The following is a 15,962-nucleotide window of genomic DNA, read 5'->3' on the forward strand; positions in this document are numbered from 1 at the left end:
CTGCATGACGCAGTGAGCATGCTCCAACCAAACCTAACACAAAGGCAGACTGCTGCGATCCCAATAAGGATCAGCGGCAATCTGCCTTTTTATCTGCCGTCCGCCGGCCATGAGGTTCGTGTGGCGCATGTTGAACGCTCGCGCAGCAGCTTACATGCCATGAGCACGGCTCCGTATGCGGCATTCTTCATCGGCAGGATTAAACGCGTGCTCGGATACGTTTCCTTCAGCTTACTGGCGAGCGCCTCCTGAACGAAGGGAGACTGTTGCAGCACACTGCCAGCCACGGCAATGGGACTATCTTGCAGCCCCAGCTTCTCGATCACGGGTACAAGCAGCTCGTGCAGACTGTCCGCACATCGCTTCGCAATCCGCAGAGCCTGTTCATCTCCCTGCTCACATGCTGTTGTCATAATTGGCGCTAAGGCAGCAATGTTCTTCTTGGTCGTTTCCTTGCTATATACGAATCCGATAATTTCCTGCACCGTGTGCAGCCCAAGCTGCTTGTAGACCATCGCCGGAATCACAGTATCGCTCAGCCTGCCATCCTCCGCCTGAACAAGCACCGACAGCAGTTGTCGGCCAATGCTGTAGCCGCTGCCCTCATCATCGATCAGATGCCCGAAGCCGCCGCTTCGATGCTTCTCTCCCTTCGCATTGACCCCAAAGCAGATGGAGCCCGTTCCCGCGATCAAAATAATCCCCTGCATCGCATTGTGCGCGCCGTACAGGGCGGTTTCCTGATCCCCTGTTATCCGGAGCGCACCCTCATAGCCTTGCCTGCGCACGCTGTGCTCGAGCTTTATGCTGACTTGCGGATTGCTGATGCCTGCTGCCCCGATCACGATTTGCTGAATCGGGCCGGACGAACCACAGCATGCCTTGATGCGGTCAAACATCTCCTGAAAGGAAGCGGCAATCGTCTCGGCATCGCCGCCATTGTAATTAATCGCGCCGACATGGAACTGCTCGATCAGCTCGCCCTGATCAGAGGCGATTGCTACCGCTGTTTTCGTGCCGCCACCATCTATACCAATGACATAGGCCACCTTAGATCCCCCTTCACTTGCGCTGTACAGCCCTTACATATAAATGTGGTATTGCTTTTTCAGTTCAGCGAACCGCCTGCTATCCTCAGCAAACTGCTCCAGCAGCTGTGATGCGGAAGCTTGCGTCTCTCGATATAAACGGTCACCGCACAGCAGATCGATAAACGGACGAGAACCCTCCTTAATCGGCGGTAGGAACGAAAACGGCTCATACATATCCCGAATGGCAAACATTAGCGTGACACCGATCTCAAGCGGCCTGATAAGCTGATCTTCTGTGACATACAGCTGGACGCCGCCGCATAACTCACCTGCATGCTTCGAGGCGGTCGGCTTAAAATGCACGGGACGGAAGCGAACACCTGGCAGCTGCTTCGCGTTCATCACATCGGCCAGCTGCTGTGCTTCGATGTAAGGCGCGCCGATCATTTCAAACGGAAAGGTCGTGCCCCTTCCTTCTGAGCAGTTCGTTCCCTCGAACAAGCATGTGCCCGCATAGAGCAGCGCCGTTTCATAGCGCGGCATGCCCAGCGATGGATGCACCCAGGTCAAACCCGTCTGCGGAAAACGCATGTCGCGCGTCCATCCCGTCAGCGGCACCACATGAAGCTCGGCCTTCCAGCCCTGCTGATCATTCGCCATCATCGCCACCTCGCCCGCCGTCAATCCATAGCGGACCGCCAGCTCATAATTGCCGACGAATGACTTGAAGCCCGGCTTCAATATATTCCCCTCCACCGTTACGCCGTCCAGCGGGTTCACCCGATCAAGCACGATGAACGGTATCCCCGCCTTCGCACAATCCTCAAGCGCATACAGCATCGTATAGATAAATGTATAATAGCGCACCCCAACATCCTGAATGTCGTATACGAGCACGTCGATCTCTTCCAGCATCTGTGGCGTGAGACGCTTGGAGTCCTTGCGGTACAGGCTGTGAACCTTCACCCCCGTATAAGGATCAATATACGTATCCACCAGCGCGCCTGCATCCAAATCGCCTCGAACGCCATGCTCCGGCGAGAACATCGCCGCCAAGTGAAAATGCTCATGCACGATGGATATCGTCGATCTGAAATCTGCCGTAAGGCCCGTAGGCGTTGTAATCAAACCCACTCGTTTGCCCTCCAGCAGGTGACGATAGTTCAGTAGCGAATCGACGCCGTTACGTACCATTTCATGCTGCCTCCTAATCTTTATAGCATCCGGTCCCTTGCTGCTTCCTCATGCGGTAAAGAAACGACGGTATGCTGACAAGCCAAGAAACACGCCGCTTTATCTTTTCGTACACCGCCCAGCGTCCAGCTCTCAGCGCGCGGTGAAAAAGCCTCGCCTTTATAATAAACTCGATTGTCTAATTTTCATCGTTTCAGCTGGAACCATAAAGGCTTCCGCATATGTTTGTCTTGCCTCACAGCCGCGCACAACCGCTAACGCCTTATAATAATCCAAATACCTGAATGATTTGCTGCCCGTGACGAACCAATGCTTACTCAGCGCCTCGATCCATAGATCAAACGCCGCCTGGTCGAAATCAACGTAGACGTACGGGACATAGTCCACGGCATCCTCCCAGTTCTCGGAGTAATACAGTCTGGCCGCGAACTGATGGGGCAGCTCGCGCTCAATCGTAGGCATGCTGGCATAGAAACGGGCATCATTGACAATATGATGCGTAAGCGCATGATCCTTGTGCATGCTGTTTTTCCAGTGCGTAATGATCACGTTCGGCTTGACGCGGCGGATCACATCGCATACCTCCATCCGGACCTGCTCGGTATCGGGAAGCTCGCCATCCGGATAATCGAACACGACCGCCTCTCCGCCCAGCATCTCGGCAAATACATTTGCCTCTTGAATCTTCTGCACGCGGTATTGCCTCATATCTTGCCCGGCCGGCACGCCTCGCTCTCCGGCTGTTAACGCCAGCGTGACGATGCGATCGCCCTTCAGACTATGACTTGCCAGCACGCCGCCCGAGGCAAGCTCTACATCGCCGACATGGGCGCCAACGGCTAGGATCGTTTGTTGTTCACGCATGCTAATCGCTCCTTTCGCAATATGGAAAACTGCTTCTCGATCGTAAACCCGGCACGCTCATAAATGCGGATCGCCGGATTATTGCTGCCTGTAAACAGCGTGGAATACTCGCAACCTGCTGCCTGAAACGCCTCTACCATGCGGAAAAAGAGTACGCTGCCCAGCCCATGTCCTTCATGCTCTGGATGCACGCCGATCCCGCTAAAATAAGCGCGGCCGTTCGTCTGCCTTATGATCGGTCCGGCAAAGCCGACACATTGATGGTCCAACGCAGCGACAAGCAATGGAACTCCCGCCGCCGCGGCTTCCATAATCTCACGCTGCCACTGCGGATTGCCCAGTGCTGCAAGCAAGCCGTTAAGATCTTGATGCACGGCGGAATCAAAGCGCACTACCGTATATCCCTTCTCCGCAGCACGCTGCTCCTTCGCAATAATATCGCCGGGTACGTTAAACTGCCCCAGCTTCAAGTACATGCCGCACTGTGTCGCGCGGTCCACGTAACCACGCTGAACCAGGCACCGATACAACGGCAGATCCTTGCTTATGCCCGGCGCGTTGTTATGCTCATGCCGAGGCTCTGAAGGCATATGCCACCCCAGCTTGACCGGATTGAAGAAGAGCACCTCAGCCTGTATTTTGCCAAGCTGGACGAATCTCTGCTCCAGCCGCCCCACCAGCTGATCCACGAGCTGCGGGCCGCTGCCTTCCTTCACCCACACACAGGTGATGTACCCGGCAGCCTCGCCTAGCGGCAAATCATCCCCCGTGCAGCCTGCTGCAAACCCCACAAGCTCATCATCCTCATAAGCAACAAGCACACAGGCCGGATCGTAGTATGGCTGCTTGATAAATGTCCTGGTGAACGATTCATTTGTCAATCGCTGGTAGTGATGCTTGACCGCCTCCTGATTCCAGAGCGCTACAACTTCCGGTAAATCATCTGCTCTATAGGGTCTTATCATCGGGAATCCCTCCAGTACGGAGTGTTTTCAAAAGCCACTCGCGGTCTGTACATGACTTCTGCCTCTTATACGATCTGATCCAACCTACGATCCCATCAACGTGCAGGCCAGCTCAGCTTGCCCATCACAACCGGGCGGCTTGCTCCGGTTACGTTCGGAATGTTGTTAGGCAGCTGCTGCAGCGTGTAATAGCCCAGCAAGCCAAAGGCAATCGCTTCCTTGGCATCGCTGTTGCCGCCAATCTCCTCCTGTGTCAGTACGTCTATGCCGAGCGGCAAGAACAGCTGCTTCAAGTAACCTAGAAGCGTCGCATTATAGCTGCCGCCACCGGCGACAATCAGCTGCTGGGCCGGATGCCGCGGAGCAACATATCGGCTATAGCTGTCATAGATCGACCATGCCGCTTCGTAGGTAACCGTCGCGACAACATCCTCTGCACGCCACTGTTTCTCTCGCATCATGGTTAGAATTTGCTCCGTGTACTGCATGCCGAACCGTTCTCGCCCGGTTGACTTAGGAAGCGGCATCGCATAATAATCATCCTGCTGCATCCAGGAGAGCAATTCATCCATCACTTGCCCACGAGCGGCAATTTGACCGCCGATATCCATCGTAAGGGGTGCATACAGCTGTGCAATCAGCGCATCGATAATCATATTGCCAGGGCCGGTATCGAAGGCATACACCTCCTCCGCGGAAGCGCCTGCCGGCAGCACGGTGACATTGCCGATGCCGCCAATATTTTGCAGCAGCCTGGTATGCTTGTCACTGCGATACAGCAAGTAGTCGGTAAACGGCACGAGCGGCGCGCCTTGCCCGCCAACGGCCATATCTGCGGCACGGAAATCCGATACGCAAGGTATGCCTGTTCGATTGGCAATAACAGCACCTTCGCCAATTTGTACCGTATAACGGACCGTATGACCGTCAATCGCATGATCCCATGGCGCATGGTAGATCGTTTGTCCATGGGAGCCGATGACACTAATTTGCTCGGGCTTCAAGCCACTCTTGGCAATAACGGAATATGTGGCATTGGCATACAGCTCACCTAGCCACATATTCATCATTCCGACCTTATCCATCGTTGCCTTTGCCGGATCAAAAAGCTCGAATATTCGGTTTCTGGTCTGTTCCGGATAGGGCGTGTTTTCAAAGGCGAGCAGCTGAACGTCAAGCTCTTGCTCCCTTGCAGCATGGATCTTGATTACAGCGGCATCTATTCCGTCCACGGATGTTCCCGACATTAAGCCGACAGCGTATGCATTTGCTCTGGTTATCATCCCTTCACCGCTCCTACGGTTACCCCCTCAAGGAAGTAGCGCTGCAAGCTGAAGAACAGAATAAACATCGGCACCGCCGAGATGGTCGCACCTGCCATCATAGGGGCAAAGTATGTCGTATTGGCAAAGCGGAAGCTTTTCAAACCGACCTGAATCGTCTGCATATCCATCGTGTTCGTGACGAGGAAGGGCCAGAAGAAATCATTCCAAGCCGCCATGAACGTCAGAATCGCCAGCACGGCCATCACCGTTTTGGATAGCGGCATAATTATGTGCCAGAAAATTTTAGGCTGAGAGCAGCCCTCGATTTTAGCAGCCTCCAGAATTTCACCGGGAATCGAAGACATGAACTGCTTCACCAGGAAGATGTTGTATACGGTCACGATGCTGGGCATAATCAAGGCTTCATACGTATTTTGCAGCTCAAAAATATTCACGATCAAAATATACAGCGGCACCTGCGTTACTTGGCCCGGAATCATCATCGACCCCAGCAGGATCGCAAACAAAATGTTTTTGCCCTTGAATTTCATTTTCGCAAAGGTGTACCCTGCCAGTGTGGCAAAAAACACGTTCGAGACGGTAATGCATGCGGCTACGATGAATGAGTTCAGCAGCCAATCCCAGGTATGCGGACTGAATTGGAAGAAGAATTTATAAGACTCGAACGAAATCTTGTTCGGTATGATCGAATAGCTCATGGCCCCAGCTTCCACCGGATCTCCGAATGAGGAAATGAGCATAAAGTAGATCGGAAAAATGGTCGCCAGCGCAAACAGAATCAGGAACACAATAATCAGGCCATTGCGAGCGAACAAAGCCCATCTGCTTTTAAAATTGTTGTTATACAAAGCCATTTGTTTCGCCCCTTTTCCTAGTATTCGATATCTTTACCCATAAATTTGAACTGAGCGAAGGATATCACGGCAATGATTGCGGCCAGTACCAGCGATTGTGCTGCTGCCTTTCCAAATTCAAAATATGTGAACGCATTGTTAAAGATTAACAATCCTACCATTGTCGTTGCATGGTCTGGTCCGCCGCCTGTCATAAGGTAAGCGTTCTGGAATACCTGGAAGGAGCCGATTAGGCCTGTAACGAGTAGGAAGAGCGTTGTGGGCTTAAGGAAAGGAACGACGATATACCATAGCTTCTGCAGAAATGTCGCACCGTCAATTTCAGCAGCTTCATAGTAGCTGTTATCGATCCCGAGCAATGCAGCCAAATAAATAATGATCGCTGTACCATGGCTGGATAACCATGACATTAACACGAGGGAGAACATGGCCGTTGCACTGGAGCCAAGCCAGTTCTGATTGCTCATGCCGAAAAATGCCACGATTTGATTGGCAATGCCTGATTTGAGCGGGTCGAAAATCCATAGCCATACGACCGCAAGCGCGACGCCTGAAGCTACAGCCGGCAAGTAATAAACCGCCTTGAAGATCGTCTGTGTCCTTTTTTTGAAAGGAATGATTAAGATTGCAATTAAGAACGAAATGAATATGTTGGCAGGCACCGTTAACAGGGTGTACACCACCGTATTTTTAACGGCCTTCCAAAACAATGTGTCTGTAAAAGATTCCTTGAAGTTCTCCAACCCTACATAAGTGGACCCCAAAGGCCTGTATTCCTGCAAGCTGATCACAAATGCATTGATTACCGGATAGGCGGTGAATAAACTGAACGCAATCAGAGCTACCGCGATGAATACATATCCCCAACCTGTATCACTTTCAAGTTTTAATCTTCTTTTTCTGGTCAACATTTGATTCACTGGGCCGCACCTCTCTTCCTGGAACAGTACATACGCTAGACGAAAGCCAGAATGAAAGCTGTACGTTCAAGATACGTACAGCTTTCATCTGCTTCCCCTATCGGTTAGTCAACGACAACGCCGTCTTCACCGAAGGATTTCACCGCAGCTGCTTTAACGGCGTCATACATCTCTTGAGGTGTAATTTCATCTGCGAGCAATGCCTGAAGCTTCGGTACGATGACCTCGGTTTCAATTTTGATGGCTTCCGCAGCGAGTTCTGTAGGAATATCCGTGCGAGCCGCCACGGCTTTGTCCATCATCGCCTGGTCTGCTTTCAGGTTATCCTCGTTACGAGGGTATTCTTCAAGTACTTCCGCATTGCGAGCGGACTCTGTAATAGGAGATAAGAACAGTTCATTGCTGTAGTTCGCCGCGATCGAACCGGAAGACAAGTAGTGCATCGCTAACGCAATATTGTGGATATGCTGCTCTGTCGGCTCTTTTTTGCCACGAAGGGCGATGTAACCATCCACCACCGTTGTCGGCACATAATCCGCACCGTTGAAGGTTGGGACAGGCAAGGCGATATATTCAGCTTCGATGGAATCGGCTACGGCAGAGCCATCGTTTGCTTGAATTTTCTCATTGTTCAGACGAGCCGAGTTCTCGAAGCTTGCTAGACCTTTACCTGTAATCATCGTTTGACCTGTCAGGAACATGTTCCAGCGCTTGCCGGCATCAATCGAGCTCAGCTCTTTCGGCATCGAACCGTCATCGATCATTTCACGGATCGCTTCAAGCAGACCGAGGAAGTTTTTGCTGGTGTATGTGAATTTCAAGTTTTCATCAAAGTATTCTGGCAATCCGGCCGATTTCGCCATAATGCTCAGATAGTCCTTGGAGGTGACGCCAGCGGTTGCGAATACGAAGCCGTAACGGGTCGTTTCGCCACTTGCATCCTTGACGACGCCGGCTTTGATCGCTTCACGGAATTCTTCGTAAGTCCATCCGTTCTGCTGTACAGATCTCCAGTCGATTCCCGCTTCCTCAAGGAACTGCCGGTTCCCGCCGATCGAATGGATGGCCATGTAAGCCGGCAAGCCGTACTGCCCATCCCCCAACTGGAAGTATTGCAATGGAATTGGATCATAATCTGCAATTACGTCGTCGGTAAGGACATCGCTGAGGTCTACAAGAACATCAAGCGCTGCATACTTGGAAATGGCTGTAGAGCCTACCCATGCGATATCCGGCGGAGATCCGGCATTAACCTGAGTATCCAGCTTCTGCGTCATATCCTCCCAGCTCGCAGGTTCAATTTTCAATGTCAAATGCGGATACAGCTCGTTGAATTCTTTTTCCATATCTGAAAATCTTGCTTGGTAATTCGCGGACACTGGCGGCAGCAATGCTGTGATTGTATCTTTTTCCAGCTCGCCACCGCCGTTGCCGCTAGATCCGCCTGTGTTCGCGGATGAATCAGAATTTGTGGAACCCGGACTGTTATTGTTGCTGCCTCCGCAAGCTGCCAATAATGACACAAGCATCATGACAGTTAACAACAGCGTGAACCTGCGCAATCCTTTTTTCATAGATACATGCCTCCCCATTAATAATTGCATCCAACCTGGTCTTCCTCACTTCACCTAACTCGACATCTGAGCATGAATGGCATGCTTTAAGCGGCCATTATGCTGAGTTAGCGCTTGTTCTGCCTCGCTGGCTTCCAGTCCTGTCTTCACCATCATAATGGCGAGTTTGCAGTTCATCGATGCCTTCTCAAGCGCAGCAGAAGCGGTAGCAGCATCTACGCCGGTTGCTCTCATAATGATGCGAACAGAGCGGTCCACAAGCTTGAGGTTGCTTGCCTTCAGGTCTACCATTAAGTTGTTGTAGGTTTTCCCCAGCTTCACCATCGTGCAGGTGGTGAGCATATTGAGCACAAGCTTCTGGGCAGTTCCTGCCTTCAAACGAGTGGAGCCGCTAATGACCTCTGGACCCACAACCGGTGTAATGGCCACATCAGCAATCGGTTCGATCTTGGAGCCCTTGTTATTGCATACCGCAATCGTCGTTACCCCTAACTCCTTCGCTCTCGTTAATGCGCCGATGACAAAGCGCGCACTGCCGCTAGCCGATATGCCGATGACCACATCTTTGTTTGTTACACCAATGCTGTCAATTAGCAACATGCCTTCTTCCAAATTATCCTCGCAACCTTCAACCGCATTTCGCAATGCCGTGTCCCCGCCCGCGATATACCCCTGTACCAAGGAAGGGTCCGTGCCAAACGTTGGCGGACATTCAGAAGCATCCAATACGCCTAATCGTCCAGATGTACCTGCTCCTATATAAAACATCTTCCCACCATGAGATAACCTTTGGTGTAGAATATCTACCGCCTTTGCAATTTGCGGAATTTCTTGTGCGACAGCTGCCGGCACCAGCGCATCCTGTTGATTCATAAGCTGCACCATCTGTTCGGTGGTACACTCATCGATCGACAAGGTATCCGGGTTAATGGCCTCCGTTGTCAATCCCGCAAGGTAGTCATTCATGGTCTCCCTCCTCGTTGTTATTCCTAACATTCTCTTTACTTTATATGTTAGTTTTTTTAACAATTCCTATATTTCTATCTTAATTTACCGCTTACACACCGTCAATACTTTTTGAAATAAAAATTCAAATAAAAATAAAATTCCGATGTTTTATTTCATTACACACAAAAAAAAGACATCAATCCGCAAATGCGACTAACGTCTTCTTTCCCATAATACAGATTAATGTCGATGCTTTTTCAATAAAATATTGTGCGTTTTCTTCAAATGGACCTTAACATGTTCATATTCCGCACTGGCTACACCCGCAAACAGGATGTCGATGATCGTCAGCATGGCAATGCGCGAACCCATTGCGCCGCTGCGAATCGTCAGCTCGGGAGTAGAGATGCTTAGCACAATATCGGCTTTTTCCGCGAGCTCACTTCGGGTGTACTTGGTGATGGCAATGCACTTCGTTTTGTTTCGTTGCGCAATGTCCAGCGCGTCCAGAATTTCGACGGTTTCACCTGAGTTGGATACGAAGATAGCAACGTCCTGCTCCTCCAGCAGGGTGGCTGCCGTCAGCTGGCTATGGCCGTCTGTATAGGAATGACATATTTTGTTAATCCTCGAAAACTTCTGCTCGCCATCCATGCACACTAACCCTGAAGCGCCAATGCCAAAAAACGCGATGCGCTTGCTGGAGCGAAGCGCTTCCACCGCTTTCGCGATCTGCTCACGATCAATGACGCTGAGCGTATCCTCGATGGACTTGCAATTGTTCAAGGAAATATTCGAGATGATCGTCGAAAGATTATCGCCAGGCTGGATGTCGGTATACTGCGCCTTCTGATCCTCATCGCGAGAGCCGAGTGACGCGGATATGCTCACAATAAAATGACGATAGCCGCTATAGCCCATCGTTTTGCAGAAGCGAAGCACGGAGGCATCGCTCGTTTTGCTCGCTTGTGCGAGCGCCTTGATGGAAAGATGAGGAATCTCCTCGGTGTTCTCCAAAATATAATCTGCCACCATGCGTTCAACCGGGGTCAGACTATCCTTCATGTCACGAATTTTAATTAACACATTGTTATTAATACTCATCATCTACCTACTCACGATTGTATTCTATCCATCTCCATCATAAGCAAGACTACAGCATCACTCGCTGAATGATATCGTTCATCTGGCAGCGCCCGGTGTGTTTCACAGTTCGACTAATTTTGACTATTTCGAGGATATCATTCGCTCACGCAAAAAGTCAACAAGGTGCATCGCCCTCATCGTCTGCTGTGGCTGATGCTTCTCAATGCCAAGCTTCATTTGCAGCAGGCAGCCTGGATTGCTTGTCAGCATATAGCTGGCCTGCGTGTTGTTGGCATGCTCCATCTTATGCGCAAGGATGTCTCCGGCCATCTCAGGCTGCACGACATTGTATATCCCTGCGGAGCCGCAGCAGCGATCCGCATCCACCATCTCGATGTACTCGGTATTGGCAACCTTCTTCATCAGCACACGCGGCGCATGAGCGCCTTTCATCACATTGCGCAAATGACAGGAGTCCTGATAGGTCACCTTCACTTCTTCCTGCCCGGCGGCCTGCTCAGCAAATCGCAACGGGTTTCCCTTTGCTACGAGAAGCGTGCTCACATCGATGACGCGTTCTGCAAACCACTTTGCATCCTCACGATAATGATCATCCTGCATCAGCAAATGATCGTACTCCACCAGCAGCGCGCCACAGCCGCCCGCATTGGATACAATGTAATCGATATCGAGCTTCTTGAACACCTCAATATTGGCCTTGGCCAGCGCTCGTGCATCGTTGATCTCGCCGCTGTGCGCATGCAGCGCCCCGCAGCATACCTGCGCATCCGGAATATGCACATCGAAGCCAGCCGCCGAAAGAAGCTCCACCGTGTTCACGTTCGTGCCTGCAAACATCACATCCATAATACAGCCGCGGAACATGGCAGCGGTGCCCACCTTCTCGCCTTGGGCCGGATAGAAGGTGCCAAGCCGCTCAACAACGCCCTTGCTGCTTGCTGGCGGCATAATGCTCTCCATCTCAGCCAGATGCTTGGGAAACAGCCTCATCATGCCGCTGGCTCGCGCCATTTTCTTCAAGCCGGACTTTTGGTAGAGGGCAAGCGTGCCGCCCAGCAGCTTCAAGCTGCCGCGCTTAGGGAATACCTTTTTGAACAACGTATTGCGCAGTATCTTGACCGGTGCGGTATAATGCGCATGCTCCGCTATCGCTTCCTTCGTCTGTTCAATCAGCTGACCATACTTCACATCAGCCGGGCAGGCCGGCTCACAGGCACGGCAGCCCAGACAGAGGTTCATCTGATCCTTGAACTGCTGATCCGGCACCATCAGTCCGTCTACAGCCGCCTTCATCATGGCAATTCGCCCGCGCGGCGAGGCCGGCTCCATCCCGGTTTCATGAAAGGTAGGGCATGCCGGCAGGCAAAAGCCGCAGCGCATACAGTTCGTCAGCTGATCGTAATCCAGCTTCTCCAGCAATGTCCGCGCGAGCGGATTGCTGTGCTCAATAGCCGGCTTGCCGAATTTGCCTGTCGGACTAGCCATGATGAATCACCAGCCTCTTTCTCGTTTCCTTGGCAAACATTTTGCCCGGATTCAAAATATGATGCGGATCAAACGCCGCCTTAATCCCCTTCATAACCTCGATTCCCGCTTCGCCAACCTTCCATTCCAGGTATGGCGCTTTCACACTCCCGACACCATGCTCACCTGTAATCGTTCCGCCCAGTGCAATCGCCGCTTCGAAGATTTCGGCAAAGGCCTCTTCCACGCGGTGCACTTCTTCCGAGTCCCTGGCATCGGTCGTTGCCGTCGGATGCAGGTTCCCGTCACCGGCATGACCGAAGGTGGCGATATTGACGTTGTATTTTATCGCGATAGCATTCGTTCTGAGAATCATCTCGGCAATTTTCGAGCGCGGTACCGTTGCATCCTCCAGGATCGTAGTCGGACGCAAGCGCGCCAGTGCTGTAAATGCGCTGCGGCGTGCCGTCAATAGCTTCTCTGCTTCCTCGCGCGTTTGTGCGATCTCCAAGCGATCAGCCTGCTCTTCGCGGCAAATGGTGTAGATGGCCTCGATATCCCGTTCGACCATTTCCGGCTCGCCATCCTGCTCGATAATCAAAATGGCAGCCATATCGAGCGGCAGGCCGATTTTGGCGAAGTCATCAACTACGCGGATTGTCGGATTGTCCAGTATTTCCAGCGTGGCAGGAATGATGTGCTGCTGAATAATTTTAGATACCGTACGGGCGGCACCATAAATGTCCTTATACATCGCAACCATCGTTTTTTTCGTTTTGGGCGGCGGAATGAGCTTCAGAATCGCTTCGGTAATGACAGCCAGCGTTCCTTCGGAGCCCACCAGCAGCTTCGTCAGATCATAACCAGCCACATCCTTTGCCAGCTTGCCGCCGGTATGAATCACCGCGCCGCTCGGGAGCACGGCTGTTAGGCCTAACACGTAATCCTTCGTGGTTCCATATTTCAACCCGCGCAAGCCGCCTGAGCATTCCGCGATGTTGCCGCCAATCGTTGAAATCTTCATGCTGCTCGGATCCGGCGGATAGAACAAGCCGAGCTCCTCGATATGCTTGCTGAAATGGCCGGTAATTACTCCCGGCTGCACCGTCGCGGTCAAGTTCTCCATATCCACCTCAATAATTTGGTTCATGCGATGCATAACCATGACGATTCCGCCCTGGAGCGGGGTTGTGCCCCCGCACAGATTGGATCCCGAGCCTCTCGTTACAATTGGAATCCGGTTCGCGCTGGCGATCTTCATAATTTCGCTCACCTGCGCTGTCGTTTCGGGATAGATCACCCCGTCCGGCAGCGCCTGCAGCATAGGTGTTCCATCATAAGAATGCGTGATCAGCGCCTCCGGATCCGTTCTGAAGTACTTATCGCCCACGATGGCTTTAAGCTGTTTGCTCATCGATTCCGTGATCATAAATAGCCTCCTTAAGATTAAGTGAGCAGGTCATCTGATGACTTTATGGTTGATTATAGCGGAACAGCCATGTACAGTATAGGCATATGCTACAAATTTTTGGAGGCCGTATGCAATCCATTAAAGTTGAGACCGAAAAAGGACATGAAATTGTAAAGCGAATGATCCTCTCCCAAATCGAAGATGGAACACTGCAGCCGGGACAGCGCCTGCCTTCGGTTGTTGATCTTGCAGCTGCATATGGCGTTGGACGTTCCACGATCCGCGAAGCGCTTAGTGCGCTGAAGGCGACAGGATGGATCGACGTCAAGCATGGGGGAGGCACCTTTGTGAGCAAGTTGCTTCCGACCGTTCATAGCGATGCCAAGGATCCTTTTGCCGATGCGGATGATTTGAAGGAACTGCTGGAGGTGCGCATTTATCTGGAAAGCGGTGCGGCGGCCAGCGCGGCGAAGCGCCGAACCGAGCAGGATCTTGCTGCCTTGAAGCAAATTGTTACCGTTATGGAGCTGGCGCTGGAGCAGGATGACACCGCACGGAGCGAGAAAGCGGATATCGACTTCCATCTCGCTATCGCAAGCGCGTCACACAACCAGCTGCTGAACGAGCTGATGCAATCGCTGACGAGCAAGCTGACGGAAACGATCGGCAAATCGAGACAGCTGTGGTTTTTCGAGGATAAGTCCTCTGCCAGTCAACTGCTGAAGGAGCATCAATCCATCTACGAAGCGATTGCAACCCAGGACGCTGAGCGTGCAGGCCAGCTCATATCGGCTCATCTGCACAAGGTCGATATGGTTCTGAAACGAGGCGGGCGCTACGATGGCACGGGCCAGGCTGAATGAGGCATCGCTGTGCGCATGAAGCCGACTCGCGATTCCCTTAATCTCCTGAACCGCGCGTGGTCAGAACATGAAGCGATGCCTCCACTGCCCCTCTCCTCGCTTTATGTTAGAATAGAAGGATAGTTTGAAGATGGAGGCTGTACATATGAACAATTTCGAACAGATGCTGGAAAAATACGCGGAGCTCGTCATCAAGGTTGGGGTTAACATTCAGCCCGGCCAGGTGCTAATCGTGCAAGCTCCCTTGGAAACCGTGGAATTCACGCGGCTGGTCGTAGCCAAAGCCTATGACGCAGGGGCCAAATACGTTCAGGTGGAATGGGACGATGAGCGCATCACTCGCCTCCGGTACGAGAAAGCGCCGGATGATTCCTTCGGATACTACCCGAAATGGCAGGCTGACATGATGGAGCAGCTGGCCGAAGGCGGCGGTGCCGTTCTGCATATCAAGGTGCCGGATCCGGAGCTGTTCCGCGGCATCGATTCCTGGAAAGTATCAACCGCTGTGAAAGCCGCGGCGGTAGCGCGCGAGAAATACCAGTCTTATGTCCGCAACAACCAGGTCAGCTGGTCCCTCATCAAGGCCCCAACCCGTGCCTGGGCGGACAAAGTGTTTGCGGATCTGCCGGAAGAATCGCGCATTCAGGCCATGTGGGATGCTGTCTTCCTGATGAACCGCGTCGGCAGTGACGATCCGGTCGCCGCCTGGCGTGAGCATATCGCAGAGCTGAAGACAAGACAGCAATTTATGAACACCAAGCGCTATAAAAGCCTGCATTACCGTGCGCCGGGCACCGACCTGCGCGTGGAGCTGCCCGAAGGCCATCTGTGGCTTGGCGGAGGCGACGAGAATGAGGCCGGCGTGTATTTTGTAGCCAACATGCCGACCGAGGAAATCTACACGATGCCGCTGCGCACCGGGGTGAACGGCACGGTCACCAGCACGATGCCGCTCAACTTGAACGGACGTCTCGTGGAAGGCTTGCGCTTCACTTTCAAGGACGGTAAAGTGACCGACTATGATGCGGTATCCGGCAGAGAGCATCTGACTTCCCTGCTCGAAACGGACGAAGGAGCCGCCTATTTAGGCGAGGTCGCACTGGTGCCGCATGATTCACCGATTTCCCGTCTGAACCGTATCTTCTATAATACCGGCATCGATGAGAATGCTTCCTGTCACTTTGCGCTCGGCAGCTCCTACCCGGTCAACATCGAGGGCGGAACGAAGCTGAGCAAGGATGAGCTGTTAGCCAAGGGCGCCAACGTCAGCCTGACGCATGTCGATTTCATGATCGGCTCGGCAGAGCTGGACATCGACGGCGAGCTGGCCGACGGCACGGTGGAGCCTGTATTCCGCCAGGGCCGCTGGGTCTGAGGTTTAACATAACGAAGAGCTGTGTGTGAGCTCGAGGCTCTACCGGACCTGGAGGCTATCGACCCTAGTGATCAACAGCAAAAAAAAAGACAGCCGCGGCTGTCTT

14 protein-coding genes are annotated in these 15,962 nt (G+C 52.4%); 2 read left to right on the forward strand and 12 right to left on the reverse strand.

The window, feature by feature from the left end; translation table 11 throughout:
* Positions 1 to 89: 89 nt before the first annotated feature.
* From CHH75_RS02260 to CHH75_RS02315, 12 genes are all read right to left on the reverse strand, one after another.
* A complete protein-coding gene (locus CHH75_RS02260) occupies positions 90 to 1,049 on the reverse strand; it encodes an N-acetylglucosamine kinase (RefSeq protein ID WP_095265409.1) in 960 nt (319 codons plus the stop codon).
* Positions 1,050 to 1,082: 33 nt separating this feature from the next.
* Positions 1,083 to 2,225: an exo-beta-N-acetylmuramidase NamZ family protein gene (locus CHH75_RS02265; protein WP_095397358.1), complete on the reverse strand. Its 1,143-nt coding sequence runs from the start codon at positions 2,223 to 2,225 to the stop codon at positions 1,083 to 1,085.
* A gap of 159 nt (positions 2,226 to 2,384) precedes the next feature.
* Positions 2,385 to 3,089, reverse strand: coding sequence for a PIG-L deacetylase family protein (locus CHH75_RS02270; RefSeq protein ID WP_095397359.1), 705 nt, complete (start codon positions 3,087 to 3,089; stop codon positions 2,385 to 2,387).
* Entirely contained in the window at positions 3,065 to 4,054 is a 990-nt protein-coding gene (locus tag CHH75_RS02275; RefSeq protein ID WP_095397360.1) for a GNAT family N-acetyltransferase, read from the reverse strand. The genes CHH75_RS02270 and CHH75_RS02275 overlap by 25 nt, the downstream gene beginning before the upstream one ends.
* Before the next feature lie 95 nt (positions 4,055 to 4,149).
* Positions 4,150 to 5,337, reverse strand: a complete 1,188-nt coding sequence (locus CHH75_RS02280) for an anhydro-N-acetylmuramic acid kinase (protein WP_095397361.1) — start codon at positions 5,335 to 5,337, stop codon at positions 4,150 to 4,152.
* Positions 5,334 to 6,194 (reverse strand): carbohydrate ABC transporter permease, encoded by an 861-nt coding sequence (locus tag CHH75_RS02285; RefSeq protein ID WP_095265414.1) that lies wholly within the window; start codon positions 6,192 to 6,194, stop codon positions 5,334 to 5,336. The genes CHH75_RS02280 and CHH75_RS02285 overlap by 4 nt, the downstream gene beginning before the upstream one ends.
* Positions 6,195 to 6,211: 17 nt before the next feature.
* Positions 6,212 to 7,105, reverse strand: coding sequence for a carbohydrate ABC transporter permease (locus CHH75_RS02290; protein WP_095265415.1), 894 nt, complete (start codon positions 7,103 to 7,105; stop codon positions 6,212 to 6,214).
* Positions 7,106 to 7,218: 113 nt separating this feature from the next.
* On the reverse strand, positions 7,219 to 8,688 hold the full coding sequence (locus CHH75_RS02295) for an ABC transporter substrate-binding protein (protein WP_095397362.1): 1,470 nt from the start codon (positions 8,686 to 8,688) through the stop codon (positions 7,219 to 7,221).
* A 54-nt stretch (positions 8,689 to 8,742) separates the two neighbouring features.
* On the reverse strand, positions 8,743 to 9,654 hold the full coding sequence (gene murQ, locus CHH75_RS02300; protein ID WP_095397363.1) for an N-acetylmuramic acid 6-phosphate etherase: 912 nt from the start codon (positions 9,652 to 9,654) through the stop codon (positions 8,743 to 8,745).
* Between the two features lie 222 nt (positions 9,655 to 9,876).
* Positions 9,877 to 10,740 (reverse strand): MurR/RpiR family transcriptional regulator, encoded by an 864-nt coding sequence (locus CHH75_RS02305; RefSeq protein ID WP_095265425.1) that lies wholly within the window; start codon positions 10,738 to 10,740, stop codon positions 9,877 to 9,879.
* Positions 10,741 to 10,863: 123 nt separating this feature from the next.
* The gene (locus CHH75_RS02310; protein ID WP_095265417.1) at positions 10,864 to 12,228 is read right to left on the reverse strand and encodes a (Fe-S)-binding protein; all 1,365 of its coding nucleotides are present in this window, start codon (positions 12,226 to 12,228) and stop codon (positions 10,864 to 10,866) included.
* Entirely contained in the window at positions 12,221 to 13,636 is a 1,416-nt protein-coding gene (locus CHH75_RS02315; RefSeq protein ID WP_095397364.1) for an FAD-binding oxidoreductase, read from the reverse strand. The genes CHH75_RS02310 and CHH75_RS02315 overlap by 8 nt, the downstream gene beginning before the upstream one ends.
* A gap of 110 nt (positions 13,637 to 13,746) precedes the next feature.
* Here CHH75_RS02315 and CHH75_RS02320 point away from each other — a divergent pair, with 110 nt between their 5' ends.
* On the forward strand, positions 13,747 to 14,481 hold the full coding sequence (locus CHH75_RS02320; protein WP_095265419.1) for a FadR/GntR family transcriptional regulator: 735 nt from the start codon (positions 13,747 to 13,749) through the stop codon (positions 14,479 to 14,481).
* A gap of 145 nt (positions 14,482 to 14,626) precedes the next feature.
* Positions 14,627 to 15,856, forward strand: coding sequence for an aminopeptidase (locus CHH75_RS02325; protein ID WP_095265420.1), 1,230 nt, complete (start codon positions 14,627 to 14,629; stop codon positions 15,854 to 15,856).
* Positions 15,857 to 15,962: the final 106 nt, after the last annotated feature.

This window comes from Paenibacillus sp. 7541, from assembly GCF_002276395.1.
Taxonomy (GTDB): Bacteria; Bacillota; Bacilli; order Paenibacillales; family Paenibacillaceae; genus Paenibacillus_AQ; species Paenibacillus_AQ campinasensis.

Bases quoted from the DNA above. Each gene is read 5' to 3' on its own strand.
- CHH75_RS02295 (WP_095397362.1), bottom strand. From the start codon at position 8,688: ATGAAAAAAGGATTGCGCAGGTTCACGCTGTTGTTAACTGTCATGATG.
- CHH75_RS02290 (WP_095265415.1), bottom strand. From the start codon at position 7,105: ATGTTGACCAGAAAAAGAAGATTAAAACTTGAAAGTGATACAGGTTGG.
- murQ (WP_095397363.1), bottom strand. From the start codon at position 9,654: ATGAATGACTACCTTGCGGGATTGACAACGGAGGCCATTAACCCGGAT.
- CHH75_RS02285 (WP_095265414.1), bottom strand. From the start codon at position 6,194: ATGGCTTTGTATAACAACAATTTTAAAAGCAGATGGGCTTTGTTCGCT.
- CHH75_RS02310 (WP_095265417.1), bottom strand. From the start codon at position 12,228: ATGGCTAGTCCGACAGGCAAATTCGGCAAGCCGGCTATTGAGCACAGC.
- CHH75_RS02270 (WP_095397359.1), bottom strand. From the start codon at position 3,089: ATGCGTGAACAACAAACGATCCTAGCCGTTGGCGCCCATGTCGGCGAT.
- CHH75_RS02275 (WP_095397360.1), bottom strand. From the start codon at position 4,054: ATGATAAGACCCTATAGAGCAGATGATTTACCGGAAGTTGTAGCGCTC.
- CHH75_RS02325 (WP_095265420.1), top strand. From the start codon at position 14,627: ATGAACAATTTCGAACAGATGCTGGAAAAATACGCGGAGCTCGTCATC.
- CHH75_RS02315 (WP_095397364.1), bottom strand. From the start codon at position 13,636: ATGATCACGGAATCGATGAGCAAACAGCTTAAAGCCATCGTGGGCGAT.
- CHH75_RS02305 (WP_095265425.1), bottom strand. From the start codon at position 10,740: ATGAGTATTAATAACAATGTGTTAATTAAAATTCGTGACATGAAGGAT.
- CHH75_RS02280 (WP_095397361.1), bottom strand. From the start codon at position 5,337: ATGATAACCAGAGCAAATGCATACGCTGTCGGCTTAATGTCGGGAACA.
- CHH75_RS02265 (WP_095397358.1), bottom strand. From the start codon at position 2,225: ATGGTACGTAACGGCGTCGATTCGCTACTGAACTATCGTCACCTGCTG.
- CHH75_RS02320 (WP_095265419.1), top strand. From the start codon at position 13,747: ATGCAATCCATTAAAGTTGAGACCGAAAAAGGACATGAAATTGTAAAG.